The sequence below is a fragment of the Kitasatospora cathayae genome (assembly GCF_027627435.1).
Lineage (GTDB): Bacteria > Actinomycetota > Actinomycetes > Streptomycetales > Streptomycetaceae > Kitasatospora > Kitasatospora cathayae.
The window spans coordinates 5,958,598-5,973,240 of the sequence record NZ_CP115450.1 but is presented as its reverse complement, the minus strand read 5'-3'; the positions used below and the strand labels follow the sequence as shown (position 1 = coordinate 5,973,240).

Annotated in this window: 14 protein-coding genes; 7 read left to right on the top strand and 7 right to left on the bottom strand. The window is 74.0% G+C overall.

Annotation, left to right across the window (positions count from 1 at the left end; genetic code table 11):
- Nucleotides 1-50 precede the first annotated feature (50 nt).
- From O1G21_RS26730 to O1G21_RS26710, 5 genes are read left to right on the top strand one after another with little or no spacing between them, the layout of a single operon-like run.
- Nucleotides 51-1,307, top strand: a complete 1,257-nt coding sequence (locus O1G21_RS26730) for a prenyltransferase/squalene oxidase repeat-containing protein (protein WP_270147198.1) — start codon at nt 51-53, stop codon at nt 1,305-1,307.
- Entirely contained in the window at nt 1,307-2,218 is a 912-nt protein-coding gene (locus O1G21_RS26725) for an SCO2322 family protein (protein WP_405000711.1), read from the top strand. Before O1G21_RS26730 ends, O1G21_RS26725 begins: the two co-directional genes overlap by 1 nt.
- A gap of 20 nt (nt 2,219-2,238) precedes the next feature.
- Entirely contained in the window at nt 2,239-3,345 is a 1,107-nt protein-coding gene (locus O1G21_RS26720; RefSeq protein ID WP_270147197.1) for an energy-coupling factor transporter transmembrane component T, read from the top strand.
- Complete coding sequence (locus tag O1G21_RS26715; RefSeq protein ID WP_270147195.1) at nt 3,342-4,943, top strand: ABC transporter ATP-binding protein; 1,602 nt, start codon at nt 3,342-3,344, stop codon at nt 4,941-4,943. Before O1G21_RS26720 ends, O1G21_RS26715 begins: the two co-directional genes overlap by 4 nt.
- Nucleotides 4,940-5,779: an ECF transporter S component gene (locus tag O1G21_RS26710; RefSeq protein WP_270147194.1), complete on the top strand. Its 840-nt coding sequence runs from the start codon at nt 4,940-4,942 to the stop codon at nt 5,777-5,779. The genes O1G21_RS26715 and O1G21_RS26710 overlap by 4 nt, the downstream gene beginning before the upstream one ends.
- Nucleotides 5,780-5,872: 93 nt before the next feature.
- Here O1G21_RS26710 and O1G21_RS26705 read toward each other — a convergent pair whose 3' ends face one another.
- Nucleotides 5,873-6,178: a putative quinol monooxygenase gene (locus O1G21_RS26705; protein WP_270147192.1), complete on the bottom strand. Its 306-nt coding sequence runs from the start codon at nt 6,176-6,178 to the stop codon at nt 5,873-5,875.
- Nucleotides 6,179-6,492: 314 nt separating this feature from the next.
- On the opposite strand from O1G21_RS26705, the gene O1G21_RS26700 reads away from it, so the two are divergent.
- Nucleotides 6,493-9,372, top strand: coding sequence for a glycoside hydrolase family 3 C-terminal domain-containing protein (locus O1G21_RS26700; protein ID WP_270147190.1), 2,880 nt, complete (start codon nt 6,493-6,495; stop codon nt 9,370-9,372).
- 52 nt (nt 9,373-9,424) lie between these two features.
- Here the strand turns inward: O1G21_RS26700 and O1G21_RS26695 are convergent, their stop codons facing one another.
- The 3 genes from O1G21_RS26695 to O1G21_RS26685 are packed head-to-tail and all read right to left on the bottom strand — an operon-like array spanning nt 9,425 to nt 10,437.
- Nucleotides 9,425-9,859: a hypothetical protein gene (locus O1G21_RS26695; RefSeq protein WP_270147188.1), complete on the bottom strand. Its 435-nt coding sequence runs from the start codon at nt 9,857-9,859 to the stop codon at nt 9,425-9,427.
- 29 nt (nt 9,860-9,888) lie between these two features.
- On the bottom strand, nt 9,889-10,119 hold the full coding sequence (locus O1G21_RS26690; protein WP_270147186.1) for a hypothetical protein: 231 nt from the start codon (nt 10,117-10,119) through the stop codon (nt 9,889-9,891).
- Complete coding sequence (locus O1G21_RS26685; protein WP_270147184.1) at nt 10,120-10,437, bottom strand: type VII secretion target; 318 nt, start codon at nt 10,435-10,437, stop codon at nt 10,120-10,122.
- 18 nt (nt 10,438-10,455) lie between these two features.
- Between O1G21_RS26685 and O1G21_RS26680 the strand changes: the two genes are divergently transcribed.
- Nucleotides 10,456-11,175, top strand: coding sequence for a creatininase family protein (locus O1G21_RS26680; protein WP_270147181.1), 720 nt, complete (start codon nt 10,456-10,458; stop codon nt 11,173-11,175).
- 69 nt (nt 11,176-11,244) lie between these two features.
- Here O1G21_RS26680 and O1G21_RS26675 read toward each other — a convergent pair whose 3' ends face one another.
- The 3 genes from O1G21_RS26675 to O1G21_RS26665 all read right to left on the bottom strand — a co-directional run bounded on the left by O1G21_RS26675 (nt 11,245) and on the right by O1G21_RS26665 (nt 14,413).
- Nucleotides 11,245-11,571 (bottom strand): antibiotic biosynthesis monooxygenase family protein, encoded by a 327-nt coding sequence (locus O1G21_RS26675; protein WP_270147179.1) that lies wholly within the window; start codon nt 11,569-11,571, stop codon nt 11,245-11,247.
- A 58-nt stretch (nt 11,572-11,629) separates the two neighbouring features.
- Nucleotides 11,630-11,776: an antibiotic biosynthesis monooxygenase family protein gene (locus O1G21_RS26670; protein WP_405000710.1), complete on the bottom strand. Its 147-nt coding sequence runs from the start codon at nt 11,774-11,776 to the stop codon at nt 11,630-11,632.
- Between the two features lie 561 nt (nt 11,777-12,337).
- Complete coding sequence (locus O1G21_RS26665) at nt 12,338-14,413, bottom strand: MDR family MFS transporter (RefSeq protein ID WP_405000709.1); 2,076 nt, start codon at nt 14,411-14,413, stop codon at nt 12,338-12,340.
- Nucleotides 14,414-14,643: the final 230 nt, after the last annotated feature.

Sequence of the window (14,643 nt, the reverse complement as noted above, 5' to 3'; positions counted from 1 at the left end):
GAACGGCCCCGCCCGGGCCCCCACCGCTCACCGAAAGGCACACCCGCACCATGCTGACCGCCGCCCGCCTGGGCGCCGCCGCCCTGTCCGCCGCGCTGCTGGCCGGCGTCGCCGCCGGACCGGCCCTCGCCGACGGCCCGTCGCCGTCGGCTCCCCTGCCCGAGGGCCTGTACGGCAAGAGCGACCCGACCTACGACGGCGTCTGGCGGCAGTCCCTCGCGCTCACCGCGCTGGCGGCGGACAAGATCACCCCGGCCGACTCGGCGGTGGCGTGGCTCACCGGGCAGCAGTGCGAGGACGGCGGCTGGCCCTCCTACCGGGCCGCCGGCGCGGCCTGTGACGCCAAGACCGAGGACAGCAACGCCACCGCCGTCGCCATCCAGGCCCTGGTCGCGCTCGGCGGGCACCAGCCGGCCGTCGACAAGGGCGTGCAGTGGCTCAAGGCCAACCAGAACGCCGACGGCAGCTGGCCCTACAACCCCGGCAACCCGGGCGACGCCAACTCCACCGGACTCGCCGTCAACGCGCTGTTCGCGGCCCGCACCGACCCGGCGAGCGCCGCCAAGCCGGGCAGCGGCGGCGCCGCGGCCGGCAAGAACGCCTTCGACGGCCTCGCCCGCTTCCAGCTCGGCTGCACCGCCCCCGCCGACCAGCGCGGCGCCTTCGCCTACCAGCCCGACCCGGCCGCCGGCACCCTCGCCCCCAACACCCTGGCCAGTGCCCAGGCCGCCCTCGCCGCCGCAGGCGGACACCTGCCGGTCGCCACCTCGGTGCGCGCCGACGAGCCCCCCAAGGCCCTCGCCTGCGCCGACGGCTCCGCGCCGGCCACCATTCCGCACGCCGAGTCGGGCGAAGCGGTCGGCGCCTACCTCACCGCGCAGCTCGCGGCCGGCGGCGAGCACCTCACCCTCACCACTCCGGGCGCCGACCCCAAGCCCGACCACACCGCCACCGCCTGGGCCGCCCTGGCCCTGATCCAGAGCGGCCACCCCGAGCAGGCCACCGACGCCGTGGACTGGCTCGAGGGGCAGCGCGCCGCCTGGACCAAGAACGGCACCGACGCCGCCGCCACCGCCAGCCTCCTCCTGGTCTCCCAGGCCGCCCACCGCTCCACCACCGACCTCACCCACCAGCTCACCGCCCTCGGCCCGGCCCCGAAGGGTGGCGCCTCCCCGGCGGACGCCACCCCGGTGAAGAAGAAGAGAGACGGCATGGGCCAGTTCTGGCTGATCATCGTCGGCCTCCTCATCGGCATCGGCGGCGGCCTCCTGCTCAGCCTCCAGCGCAAGCGCAACCCGAACCTCTGATGGTCTCCGCCCCTGACGCCCGGCCGGGCGGAGCTTCGACCCTGCCCGGCGGCTGCGCGGCAACGCGTGGCCGGCAAGCATCGGGTGGCCGGGCCGCTGACCAGCCCTGCCGGCACACCACCGAGCCGCCCACACCCGATGCGAGCGGCGAGGCCGTCGAGGCGCAGCCCGCGTCGGCCTCGGGCCACGTCGACGTCGGCCCGCCCCGGCACCGCCACACCGCCGCCGGGCCCGCCCACCATCGCGCCCCGGCCGTGGGCCGGCGCCCACGCCGGGCCCTGGCGGCCGTCCTCCTCGGGGCGCTGGTGCTGCTCGTCGCCGCCGCGCCCGCGCAGGCGGCCGGGTACCGGTACTGGTCGTTCTGGCGCGGGGCCGACGGCGGGGCGTGGACGTACCAGCAGCAGGGGCCCGCGATCGCCGTGCCGCCGGACGGGGCGGTGGACGGATGGCGGTTCGCCGTCAGCCCGGACGGCGGGCAGGACGCCGCGAAGCCGCGCGCGACGGCCCGGTTCGACGAGATCTGCGCCGGCACGCCCGCCCAGGACGGCCGCAAGCGGGTCGCCGTGGTGCTGGACTTCGGGACGGCCGAGGACGCCGGGACAGCCGCCGCGCAGCCGCCCGGGCAGCGGACGGCCTGCGCCGGCGTCGCGCCGCGCGCCACCTCGGCCGAGGTGCTGGCCGCCGTCGCCCCGCCGCTGCGCTACGACTCCAACGGCCTGCTGTGCGCCATCGCCGGGTACCCGAAGGCGGGTTGCGGCGACCAGGTGGACGCCGCCGCAGGGGCCGCCGAGGCCACCCCTCCCGCCGGCCACGGCAGCGGCCCGGACGTCGGCCCGGTCGCCGGCGGTGCGCTGGTCGCCGTCCTCGCCGGTGGCGCCGTCTGGCAGGCGCGCCGCCGCCGTCACTCCTAATCCCCTCCCAGGACGGATCCGTGAGCAGCCCTGCCCGTAGCACCCGACCGTCCATCGGTCCGCGCCAACTGCACCCCGGGGCCTGGTGGTTGTGGGCGCTCGGGCTCGGCGTGGCGGCGACCCGAACCACCAATCCGGTGATCCTGCTGCTGCTCGCCGCGACCGCCGGCTACGTGGTCGCGGCGCGCCGCGGCGATGCGCCCTGGTCGCGTTCGTACGGGGCGTTCCTGCGGCTCGGACTGCTGGTGCTCGGCATCCGGCTGGTGTTCGCCGTGCTGCTCGGCTCGCCGGTCCCCGGCACCCACGTGCTGTTCGCCCTGCCCGAACTCCCGCTCCCCGCCTGGGCGCAGGGGGTGCGGATCGGCGGGCGGGTCACGCTCGAGGGCCTGCTCTCGGCGCTGTACGACGGGCTGCGCCTGGCCACCCTGCTGGTCTGCGTCGGCGCCGCCAACTCGCTGGCCAGCCCGGCACGCCTGCTGCGCGCCCTGCCCGGCGCGCTCTACGAGGCGGGCGTGGCCGTGGTCGTGGCGATGACCTTCGCGCCGAACCTGGTCGCCGACGTCCGCCGGCTGCGCGCCGCCCGCCGGCTCCGGGGCCGTACGGACAGGGGCGTCGCCGCCGTCCTGAGCATCGGACTCCCGGTCCTGGAAGGCGCGTTGGAGCGGTCGATCGCGCTGGCGGCGGCGATGGACACCCGCGGCTTCGGCCGCACCGCCGACGTCCCGCTCCGGCTCGCCCGGGTGACCGCCGCGCTCACCCTGGCCGGACTGCTCGGGGTCTGCCTGGCCGCGTACGGGCTGCTCAGCGCCGACGGCACCGACTGGGCGCTTCCGGTGCTGCTGCTCGGCCTGACCGCCGCGTTCGCCGGGCTGCTGCTCGGCGGCCGACGATCCGCCAGATCTCGCTACCGGCCGGACCCCTGGGCGCTGCCCGAGTGGCTGACCGCCGGGTCCGGCGCCGCCGCGGCCGCCCTGGTGGGCTACCTCGCCGCCCGGGATCCGGCCGCCTTCGCCCCCACCGTCGTCCCGCCGACCGTTCCCGTGCTGCCGCTGGCCGCCGTACTGGCCGTACTCCTCGGCCTGGTACCGGCGTTCGCCGCCCCGACCCCGCCCCGGAGGGCATCGTGATCACCTTCGAGCAGGTCTCCGTCCGGTACGCGGACGCGGCCGAACCGGTTCTCTCGAACGTCGATCTCACCGTTCCCGAGGGCGAACTCTGCCTGCTGGTGGGGCCGTCGGGCTCCGGCAAGTCCACCCTGCTGGGGACGGTCAGCGGGCTGGTCCCGCACTTCACCGGCGGGGTGCTGCACGGCCGGGTCACCGTCGGCGGCCGGGACACCCGCGAGCACCGTCCGCGCGAACTCGCCGACCTGGTCGGCACGGTGGGCCAGGACCCGCTGGCGCACTTCATCACCGACACCGTCGAGGACGAACTCGCCTACGGCATGGAGTCCCTGGGCCTGCCGGGCGACGTCATGCGGCGCCGGGTGGAGGAGACGCTCGACCTGCTCGGCCTCGCCGACCTGCGCGACCGCGCCCTGAACTCCCTCTCCGGCGGCCAGCAGCAGCGCGTCGCGATCGGCTCGGTGCTCACCGTGCACCCGCGCGTGCTGGTGCTGGACGAACCCACCTCGGCGCTGGACCCGGGCGCGGCCGAGGAAGTGCTGGCCGTCCTGCAGCGACTGGTGCACGATCTCGGCACCACCGTGCTGATGGCCGAGCACCGGCTGGAGCGGGTCGTCCAGTACGCCGACCAGGTGCTGCTGCTGACCCCGGGCACCGAACCGGTGCTGGGCGAACCCGCCGAGGTGATGGCGCACTCCCCCGTGCACCCGCCGGTGGTCGGCCTCGGCCGGCTCGCCGGCTGGCGGCCGCTGCCGCTGTCCGTTCGCGACGCCCGCCGCAAGGCTTCGGGGCTGCGGGAGCGGCTCGACGGCCGGATACCCGTTCGCGCCGACGTTCCGGACGGTGCGCCGATCGCCGTCACCGACCGCCTGGCGGTACGGCGCGGCCCGGTCCAGGCCCTGCGCGGGGTCGACCTCGCGCTGCGCCCCGGCGAGATCACCGCCCTGATGGGCCGCAACGGCGCCGGCAAGTCCACCCTGCTCGGCACCCTGGTCGGCCTGCACGCCCCCACCTCCGGCAGCGTCACCGTCGGCGGCCGCACCCCGCACCGCACCCGCCCCGCCGAACTGATCCGGCACGTCGGCCTCGTCCCCCAGGACCCGCGCGACCTGCTGTACGGCGAGACCGTCGCCGCCGAGTGCGCCGCCGCGGACGCGGACGCCGGCGCTCCCGCCGGCACCTGCCGCGCCCTGGCGGAACGCCTGCTGCCCGGCATCGCCGACGCCACCCACCCCCGCGACCTCTCCGAGGGCCAGCGGCTCACCCTCGCCCTCGCCGTCGTCCTCACCGCCCGGCCCCCACTGCTGCTCCTGGACGAGCCGACCCGCGGCCTGGACTACGCCGCCAAGGCCCGGCTGGTGGAGATCCTGCGCTCGCTGGCCGCCGAGGGCCACGCCGTGCTGCTGGCGACCCACGACGTCGAGCTGGCCGCCGAGCTGGCGCACCGCACGCTGATCCTGGCCGAGGGCGAGCTCGTCGCGGACGGGCCGACGGCGGAGGTGGTGGTCTCCTCGCCCGCGTTCGCGCCGCAGGTCGCCAAGGTGCTGGCGCCGGGGCCGTGGCTCACCGTCCAGCAGGTCGCGAAGGCGCTGAGCGCATGAGCGGCCGTCCCGTCCCGCTCGGGCGCCGGTCCGTCGCGGCGCTCCTGCTCGTCTCCTCCGTCGGCGTGACGGCCTTCGGCTGGCCGCTGCTCGCCTCCACCAGGTCGGCCCTGGTCGGCCACTCCGCCGACGCGCCGTGGCTGTTCGCCCTGCTGCTTCCCCTGCTGCTCGCCGTCGTCATCGCCCAGATCTCCGAGGGGCGTTCGGCGGGCGGCGGGGCGCCGGGGTTGGACGCCAAGTCGGTGGCGCTGCTGGGGGTTCTGGCGGCGGCGGGCGCGGCCCTGCGCCCTCTGGGGGCAGGGACGGCGGGCCTGGAGCCGATGTTCTTCCTGATGGTCCTCTCCGGCCGGGTCCTCGGCCCCGGCTTCGGCTTCGTGCTGGGTTCGCTGTCGATGTTCGCCTCCGCGCTGCTCACGGGCGGGGTCGGGCCGTGGCTGCCGTTCCAGATGCTCGCCATGGGCTGGGTCTGCCTCGGCGCGGGCCTGCTGCCGGGCGCCGCCACGGTGCGCGGCCGCCGCGAACTCCTCCTGCTGGCCGGCTACGGCGCGCTCGCCTCGGTTCTGTACGGCACGATCATGAACCTCCAGGGCTGGCCGTACATCGGCGGGATGGCCGGCTCGATCTCCTTCGTCCCGGGTGATCCGCTGCCCGCCAACCTGGTCCGCTTCGGCGCCTACTGCCTGACCACGTCCCTGGGTTGGGACCTCCCGCGCGCCGTGCTGACCGTCGTCCTGTGCCTCACGCTCGGCAGGCCAGTGCTGCGCGCCCTGCGCCGCACGATCCGCCGCGCGGCCTTCGACGCACCGATCGACTTCCGTCCACCGCCGGCCGGGTGAACCGCCACCGCCGGGGTGGACGGCGGCCGGGTGGAACGACGCCGCCGGGCCCCCGCTTGCCGGCGCGGGCCCGGCGACGACGGCTTGCGAGGGTCAGATCAGGCCCTTGGCCGCGTCTCCGGCCGGGAAGGGCTGCATGACCGCGACGTCGAGGGGCTCGGCGAGCGTGTCGCCGATGGCGGCCGCGATGGCGGCCAGCGAAGCGCCCGCGCTGTGGGCGTCGAGGCTGGCCTGGTCGGTCCACTTCTCCACCACGGTAACGCGGTCGGGCCCGGCGTGGACGGCGTAGAGCTCGCAGCCGGGCTCGGCGTGGACCTCGGGGGAGTGCTTCTCGAAGGCGGCCAGGACCTCTTCGCGGCGGCCGGGCTTGGTCTTGATCGTGGCGATGACGATGGGCATGTGATTCTCCGTTGTCAGTGGTGAACGGGATGTCGGAGCCGGACGGTCACCAGTCCAGGGCGGACCGGGCGAGGGCAGCGCTCGACCACCCCCCGTTGCCGACCTCATGATCAGAAAATCTACCCAGCCCCGACGGCACGATGGGACCGATCACCCGGTCGGGGCGCCCGGCGGCCGGGCGAGCCCCGGACGTGCCCGACACGCGCCGGGTACGCCACCTGCCATCTCGTGTCCGTGCGCCGTAAATTTGATGGACCGTCATTTCTTCAGGCCGACCGGGCCAGGTACGACTCCGTCGATCGGTGGTGGTTGGCATGCGACGTCCCCCCTTGCGGATGCGGTTCCCCCTGCGGACGCGGCTCCTCCGACTCGGGCTCGGCGGCTGCCTCCTGGTCGCGGCCACGACCGGCAACGCCGTGGCCGCCCCGAGCGGCCCGGAGAGCCCGAAGGGCGACCCGGTCTCACCGGAGCAGCGCGTCGAGAACCTGCTGGCCCAGCTCACCACGGACGAGAAGGTCACCCTGCTGCGCGGCACGGACGCCCCCGGCGGCGTGCACTCCGTCGGCTACGTGGCGGGCGTGCCCCGCCTCGGCATCCCGCCGCTGCTGCTGTCCGACGGCCCGGCCGGCGTGCGGGACGGCCGGCCGGCGACGGCCCTGCCCGCGCCGGTCTCGCTGGCCGCCGCCTTCGACCCGGCGTTGGCCACCACCTACGGCGACGTGCTGGGCCGCGAGGCGCGGGCGCGCGGCTACCAGGTGCTGTACGCGCCGATGGTGAACACCGTACGGATCCCGCAGGGCGGACGGGACTTCGAGACGCTGGGCGAGGACCCGTACCTCGCCGGGCGGGTCGCCACCGCCGAGGTGCGCGGCATCCAGGCCCAGCACGTCGCCGCGCAGGTCAAGCACTACGCCGCCAACAACCAGGAGAACAACCGCCAGTCGTACAGCTCGGACGTCGACGAGCGCACGCTCGCCGAGATCGAGCTGCCCGCCTTCCGGGCGGCCGTCCGGGACGGCCGGGCCTGGTCGGCGATGTGCGGCTACAACCCGGTCAACGGCATCTGGGCGTGCGAGAACTTCCCACTGCTGCGCGACGTGCTGAAGGGCCGCTGGGGCTTCGACGGGACGGTCGGCTCCGACTACCCGGCCACCCACTCCTCGGTCAACGCCGCGGCGGCGGGCCTGGACCAGGAGTTCGGCGGCTCGACGTACTTCGCCGACCTGCCCGCCGCGGTCGGCGACGGGCGGCTCGCCCCGGCCGTGCTGGACGACCAGGTCCGGCGCGTGCTGCGGCTGATGGCGCGCACGGGGGCGCTTGACGGCGGTCAGCCGCCCGCCTCCGACCCGGCCGCCGGCGCGCGCGACGCCCGTACCGCCGCCGCCGCCGGAACGGTTCTGCTGCGCAACCAGAACGCCACCCTGCCGCTCGACGCCACCCGGCTGAAGTCCGTCGCGGTGATCGGCCCCTGGGCGGACCGCGCCTACACCGGCGGGGGCGGTTCCTCGCACGTCACCCCGTACCCGGAACAGACGGTGACACCCCGCCAGGGCATCGCGGCCCGCGCCGGCACCAACACCCAGGTGCGCTACCACCCCGGCGACGACCCGAAGGCGGCGGCCTCGGTGGCCGCGGGGGCGGACGCCGCCGTGGTGGTGGTCGGCGACCAGGAGACCGAGGGCGCGGACCGCGACTCGCTGGACCTCGCCCCGGCGGACGACGCGCTGATCCGGGCCGTCGCCGCCGCCAACCCGCACACCATCGTGGTACTGAACAGCGGCGGGCCGGTCACCATGCCGTGGCTGGACGCGGTGCCCGCAGTGGTCGAGGCCTGGTACCCGGGCGAGCAGAGCGGCGCCGCGCTCGCCGACGTGCTGTTCGGCGACACCGACCCGGGCGGGCGGCTGCCCGTCACCTTCCCGACCTCGGCGAACGCCACCCCGATCCAGGACCCCGCCCAGTACCCGGGCACGGACGGCGCCTACCACTACACCGAGCGCCTCGGCCCCGGCTACCGCTGGTACGACGCCAGCGGCACCGCCCCGCTGTTCCCGTTCGGCCACGGCCTCTCCTACACCACCTTCGACTACGCCAACCTCAGCGTGACCGGCCCGGACCAGGCCGGCCGGGTGCGGGTCGGCTTCGACCTCACCAACCGCGGCACCCGCACCGGCACCGAGGTGCCCCAGCTGTACCTGACCTTCCCGTCCATGACCGGCGAGCCGCCGCAGCAGCTCAAGGCCTTCGACAAGGTCACCCTGGCGCCCGGCGGTTCGACCCACCTGGAGCTGCCACTGGACCGCTCCGCCTTCGCCGTCTGGGACCAGGGCGTCCACGGCTGGGGCGTCCCCGGCGGCCGGTACGGCCTCACCGTCGGCTCCTCCTCCCGCGCGCCCCGGCTACGGGGCGCGGTGGACGCGCCGGGCTCCCCCGCCGTCTCCGCCTGGTCCGGGCGGATCACCGGCTCCGACCGGTCCTGCCTGGACGCCGAGGCCGCCGCCACCGACCCCAACCAGCCGGTACGAACCGCGAGTTGTGCCGGAACAGCGGCCCAGGACGCCACTGTCGGCTCGGACGGCGGCATCGGAGTCCTGGGCGGCTGCCTCACCCCGGCCGGCTCCGCCGACGGCACCGCCGTCCTGCTGCGCGACTGCCATCCGGACGCCCGGGCCACCGACCAGGCGTGGCAGCCGCGCCCGGACGCCTCGCTCCTGCACCCGGCCTCCGGCCGCTGCCTCGCCGCCGCCGACGGCCGCCTGCTGCTGCGGGACTGCTCGGGGGCCACCGAGCAACGTTGGGCCACCCCCCGCCCGAGCGGCCCGCTGACCGGCATCGCCGGGCAGTGCGTGGACGTCGCCCGGGCGTCGACCGTCAACGGCGCCGCCGTCCAGCTCTACCACTGCAACTCCACCGGCGCCCAGGACTGGTCCGTCCAACAGGACGGCTCACTACGGGCGTTCGGCAAGTGCCTGGACGTCACCAACGGCTGGACCGCCGCCGGCACCTCCGCCCAGCTCTACGACTGCAACGGCACCGGCGCCCAGCGCTGGCAGCCCCGCCCGGACGGCACCCTGCTCAACCCCGCCTCCAACCGCTGCCTGGACGCCAGGAACGGCAGCAGCGCCGACTGGACCGGACTGCAGATCTGGGACTGCCAGGCCGGCCCCAACCAGCTCTGGACCCTGCCCAGTTGAGCGGCTCGGCCGATCCGACGACGCCGCGGCCCCGGGGCACCAGCACGGCCGATCAGACGGCGCCGCGACTCCGGCGCACCAGCACGGCCGACAGCGCACACACCGCCGCCGGGAGCAGCATCGCCGCCGCCAGCCCACCCGTGCTCCCGCCGACGAACGCGCCCGTCACCGCCACGCCCACCGTCGCCCCGACCTGCCGGACGGCGTTGAGCAGCCCGCCCGCCGCACCGGCGCTGCCCTCCGGCGCGGTGGTGACCACGGCCGTGATCAGCGCGGGGCAGCGCGAAGGAGACCCCAAGTTCGACGAGGGCGAGTTTCGGAAGTACTGGCCCAGGTCGACCTGGACGGTCGCCCGTCCGTCTGCCGAGATGTCCAGCTCCAGCTCACTGCCGTCCCCGGTCGTGGCCTTGACGGTCGACGCCGACCCCGCGGGACGCGTCGTCGAGTATCCGAGCTGCTTCCAGCGGGCCTCAACCCGGTTCGACAACTCGACGGCTCTGGCTGGCGAGATCCGGGTCACGATCTGGCCTGCATCGCCACGTACGAGCCGTCCAGCGAGTTGTTCGTCTGCTTCAGCTTGCTGCTCGCGGCCTTCCCGGCGGTCCCCGACCAGTTGGTGCCGACCCAGCGGGAGGTCTCCTTCACGGCCTCGAAGTGGGCGTGGTTGGCCTTCCCCAGGGAGTCGTAGGCGTTGGCGAGCGCGGCCAGACGCGAGGGCTGCGCGTTTTCCAGCTGGTACAGCTCCATCTACCGGCCCCCGTAGATCAGGCTCTTGTGCACGGCGTCGTCCACACCGTCATAGTTGTTCGCCGCGGTGATCATGTTGTTGCCGTTGTCGCCGATGTCCTTGGCGAGTTGGCGCTGCCCCTTCTCCCACGCCTCCGTGCACGCCGTGATCGCGGCGCCGGAGAGCCGGCCGCTCAGACCGGCCGCGGCCTCGTCTGAGGGCTTGTGCACCCGGGCCAGTTCGGCCGGCATCTGCTCCGCGATGTCGTGGCACTGCTTTCCGACCTTCGACAGACCGTTGGTGTCCACCTTCAGCGCGTCGTCGTTCTTACCGCTCACTCGTCACATCCGGTACGCGTGGGACCCATTGCTCCGTTCGGAGTCGATCGAACCAGGAGCCGGGAGATCGCACCTGAGTACGAATACTCAACTGTCGCGAGAGACGACGGGGAGCACGGCGATCACCTGCCCCTGACCACCGACACCGTCGTCGCCGGTCTGATCGCCCAGCGAATCGCCACCGACTACGACCTGTTCCTCCTGCCACCCATCACCCTGTCCTGCTCGCACGAGCACGCCCACATGCCGGGCACCGTCAGCATCAGCGCCGCCACGCTCTACGCCGTGATCAACGACACGTGGAAGTCGCTCCAGGCGTCGGGCGTCCCCGGTCTGTTGATCGTGAACGGGCACGGCGGGAACTACGTCCTCTCGAACGTCGTCCAGGAGGCCAACACCGAGGGACCCCGCGTCGCCCTCTTCCCCGTCCGCGAGGACTGGCACCGGGCGCGCGAAGCCGCCGCTCTGGAGAGCTCAGGCGCCGAGGACATGCACGGCGGCGAACTGGAGGTGTCGCTCCTCCTCCACGGCGCCCCGGAGCTCATCCGCGAAGGCATCGACCAGGACGACCACTCCGCCCCCGAGCGCCCGCACCTGCTCACGCTCGGCATGGCCGGCTACACGAAGAACGGCATCATCGGACAGCCCTCCCTCGGAACTGCGGCCAAGGGCCAAGCCCTGCTCGACAGCCTGTCCGAGTCTGCCGCCGCGCACCTCTCGATCATCGCGGGCAGCTGAGAAACACTTCGGGCCCCGCCCCGTCAGGGGAAGGGCCCGAAGCACGAAAGGGAGAGCAGCGGGAGTGACTTAGGCGTTCTTGGGACCGGCCGACTGGACGACGTCGAAGGACCAAAGGGTGGAGCCGGAGGCGGCGGGGCGCTTGGGAGCCTCGCCCTCACCGCCGTTCTGGTGGGCCGACTTCATGGGGCCCTCCATCCAGGCTTGGAAGGACTCCTCGTCGCGCCAGCGCGTGTAGACGAGGTAGTTGTCAGTGCCCTCGACCGGGCGGAGCAGTTCGAACCACTCGAAACCGTCGGAGCCTTCGACGGCGTGCGCACGGTGGGCGAAGCGCTGCTCCAGCACCTCGCGCTGCTCGGCGGGAACGGTCAGTACGTTGATCTTGACTACGCTCATGGGGTCCATCCTGCCTCAACTAACAGGACAGGCAACGGACCGGCGCCTCAGAGGTACATCAACGAACCTGTTGCGGGCGGAGCAGTTCGAACCACTCGAAGCCGTCGGAGCCTTCGACCGCGTGCGCACGGTGGGCGAAGCGCTGTTCCAGCACCTCGCGCTGTTCGGTGGGCACCGTCAGGACGTTGATCTTGACGACGGACATGCCGCTCCTCACTGATCCGCCGGGGCCCCGCGTACGGCGCGGCCGCCGGCCCGGTTGCTGCCTGCGGTCAGCAGTCTCCTTCACCTCACGGCCTGCGGCAGCTCGCCCCCCGGGGCCCGTTCCGGCTCGCACCGTTCCTCTGGACTGATCGGGAGTGGATCCCGATGAGCCGCACGCCCCGAACGGTCTTGGGCGCACTGGTCCCCGGCGTACTCAACCCCGCTGGGCGACACGCTCCCCCAGCCTGGCGGCCGGGAGGTGCCCCCACGTGCGTGGTCCGCCCCGGGAGGCCGGTTCCCTCACGACCCGGCCAAGTGGGCACGGCCGGAGGCGACGGGGAGGTCCCGAACCATCGCTCCGGTGGAGAGGGAGCCCCGCACGCCGGCGCCGTTCCCGGCGTCCCAGATCGCGAGCTCGACGCCACCGCAGCCACCGGATCGAACCCGATCCGCAGGGCGCGAGCGCGCAACGCGTGCGCCCTCACGTGCACTCCCGCTCACTCGCGGCCGAACAGCTCACAACCCCTCACTGGTTCGGCGCCCCTGGACCACCCGGCGGGCCCTAGAACGACCGTCCCTCCCCCTGGTACGGCGGCTGGGGGCCGAGGGGCGGGTCCGGGCGGTCGCGCCGGTCGGCGCACAGGGCGGTGCTGAGCCGGGTGAGCAGTTCGGCGAGGTCGTCGTACTGCTGCTCGTCCCAGTCCCCCAGCAGTTCCGCCAGCTGGGTGCGCCGGGCCGCGACCAGCCGCAGCGCCGCCTCCTCTCCCGCCTCGGTGAGCCGTAGCGGCAGGTTGTCGGTCCGGGCGGCGAGGCCCCGGCTCTCCACCTCCCGGACGGCCTCCTCGACGACGGCGATCGGGACGATCCGCCGCTCGGCGAGTTCGGCGGGCTCCACCGAGCCGTGGTGGTGCATCTGGAGCAGCAGCCAGCTGGAGGTGGGCAGCAGGTCGAGGCCGGCGGTGGCGGTGATCCGCCGGAACAGGTCGTGCCGGGCCTCCCGGCTGCTCAGGACGGACAGGGCGCGGGCGATCTCGTCCAGGGAGGACCGCTCGACGGGGTTGATCCCGATGGACTCGCTCAGGTCGGGCGCGGTCACCGTGGAGCGCAGCTTCTGTTCCCGCAGGAACAGCGACAGCACGAAGGCGAGCAGCGCGACCGGCACCGCGTACAGGAACACCCGGGTGATCGACTCGGCGTACGCGTGGTGGACCCCGGCCTGGACGGCGGCCGGCAGCCGGGTGATCAGGCGGGGGTCGGCGGTGATCTGTTCCGCCCGGAAGCCGGGCGGGAGCGGCTGCCCGGCGAGGGCGTCGGCGAGCCGGGAGCGCAGGCCGCTGGCGAAGATCGTCCCGAAGATGGAGACGCCGAAGGAGGCGCCGATGGAGCGGAAGAAGGTGGCGCCGGCGGTGGCCACGCCGAGGTCCTGGTAGCCGACCGAGTTCTGCACGATCAGCACCAGCACCTGCATCACCAGGCCCAGCCCGAGGCCGAAGACCAGGAAGTAGAGGCTCATCTCGGCGGTGCCGCTGTGCTCGTCCAGCCGGGAGAGCAGCAGCAGCCCGATCGTGGTGACGGCCGTCCCGGCGATCGGGAAGATCCGGTAGTGGCCGGTGCGGGCGACGATCTGACCGGAGCCGATCGAGGTGAGCAGCATGCCGAGCACCATCGGCAGCATGTGGATGCCGGACAGGGTGGGCGAGACCTGCTGGACGACCTGGAGGAAGGTCGGCAGGTAGGTGAGGGCCCCGAACATCGCGAAGCCGACCACGAAGGAGATCACCGCGACCAGGCTGAAGGTCCGCGAGCGGAACAGCCGCAGCGGCAGCACGGGTTCGACGGCCGTCCGCTCCACCTCGACGAAGGCGAGCAGCAGCACCAGTCCGAGCACTCCCAGGCCGACGACCTGCCAGGAACTCCAGGCCCAGGTGGTGCCGCCGAGCGAGGTCATCAGCACCAGGCAGGTGGCGACGGCGGCGATCAGCGCGGTGCCGAGGTAGTCGATCCGGTGCTCGCGCCGGACCTCCAGGCCGTGCAGCACCGCGGCGATCACCACCAGGGCGACCACGCCGATCGGCAGGTTGACGTAGAACACCCAGCGCCAGCTGAGGTGGTCCACGAACAGGCCGCCGAGCAGCGGTCCGAGCACGCTGGTGACGCCGAAGACGGCGCCGAAGACGCCCTGGTACTTGCCGCGGTCCCGGGGTGCGACGAGGTCTCCGACGATCGCCTGGGAGAGCACCATCAACCCGCCGCCGCCCAGGCCCTGGAGCGCCCGGAAGGCGATCAACTCGCCCATGTCCTGGGCGAGTCCGCAGAGCACCGAGCCGATCAGGAAGATCACGATGGAGGCCTGGAAGAACCGCTTCCGGCCGTACATGTCGCCGAGCTTGCCCCAGAGCGGGGTGGCGGCGGTGGAGGCCAGCAGGTAGGCGGTGACCACCCAGGACAGGTGCTCCAGGCCGCCGAGGTCGCTGACGATGGTGGGCAGGGCGGTGGAGACGATGGTCTGGTCGAGGGCGGCGAGCAGCATCGCCAGCAGCAGGGCGCCGATCGGCACCCAGAGGTTGGGGGCGGTGACCTCCGGCGGGCCGGGCGCGGGCGCCGGGCCCCGGTCGGACGCGGCGAGCGGATCCGTCATGGCGTCTCCGTAGGGGTCGCGGGGTTGCGGGGCCGGACGACCGGACGCCCCGGTGGACGATCACTCCCGGTTTCCCATGCTGGCAGATATGTCCCGCTTTGTGCCGCCCGGTTAAGCCGAACGTAAGCACCGGGCCCGTCCTGCGGGCTCCGGCGGTTTCCCCGGGTCCAACCACCACCAACCGGACAACACGCCCGCCTGGGGCCTGACGCCGCTGTCCACCCTCCGGG

What these genes read in the sequence shown, in the direction of transcription:
- O1G21_RS26690 (WP_270147186.1), bottom strand. Translation starts at nt 10,119, where the DNA reads ATGGAGCTGTACCAGCTGGAAAACGCGCAGCCCTCGCGTCTGGCCGCG.
- O1G21_RS26670 (WP_405000710.1), bottom strand. Translation starts at nt 11,776, where the DNA reads ATGTCCGTCGTCAAGATCAACGTCCTGACGGTGCCCACCGAACAGCGC.
- O1G21_RS26705 (WP_270147192.1), bottom strand. Translation starts at nt 6,178, where the DNA reads ATGCCCATCGTCATCGCCACGATCAAGACCAAGCCCGGCCGCCGCGAA.
- O1G21_RS26665 (WP_405000709.1), bottom strand. Translation starts at nt 14,413, where the DNA reads ATGACGGATCCGCTCGCCGCGTCCGACCGGGGCCCGGCGCCCGCGCCC.
- O1G21_RS26675 (WP_270147179.1), bottom strand. Translation starts at nt 11,571, where the DNA reads ATGAGCGTAGTCAAGATCAACGTACTGACCGTTCCCGCCGAGCAGCGC.
- O1G21_RS26730 (WP_270147198.1), top strand. Translation starts at nt 51, where the DNA reads ATGCTGACCGCCGCCCGCCTGGGCGCCGCCGCCCTGTCCGCCGCGCTG.
- O1G21_RS26725 (WP_405000711.1), top strand. Translation starts at nt 1,307, where the DNA reads ATGGTCTCCGCCCCTGACGCCCGGCCGGGCGGAGCTTCGACCCTGCCC.
- O1G21_RS26710 (WP_270147194.1), top strand. Translation starts at nt 4,940, where the DNA reads ATGAGCGGCCGTCCCGTCCCGCTCGGGCGCCGGTCCGTCGCGGCGCTC.
- O1G21_RS26700 (WP_270147190.1), top strand. Translation starts at nt 6,493, where the DNA reads ATGCGACGTCCCCCCTTGCGGATGCGGTTCCCCCTGCGGACGCGGCTC.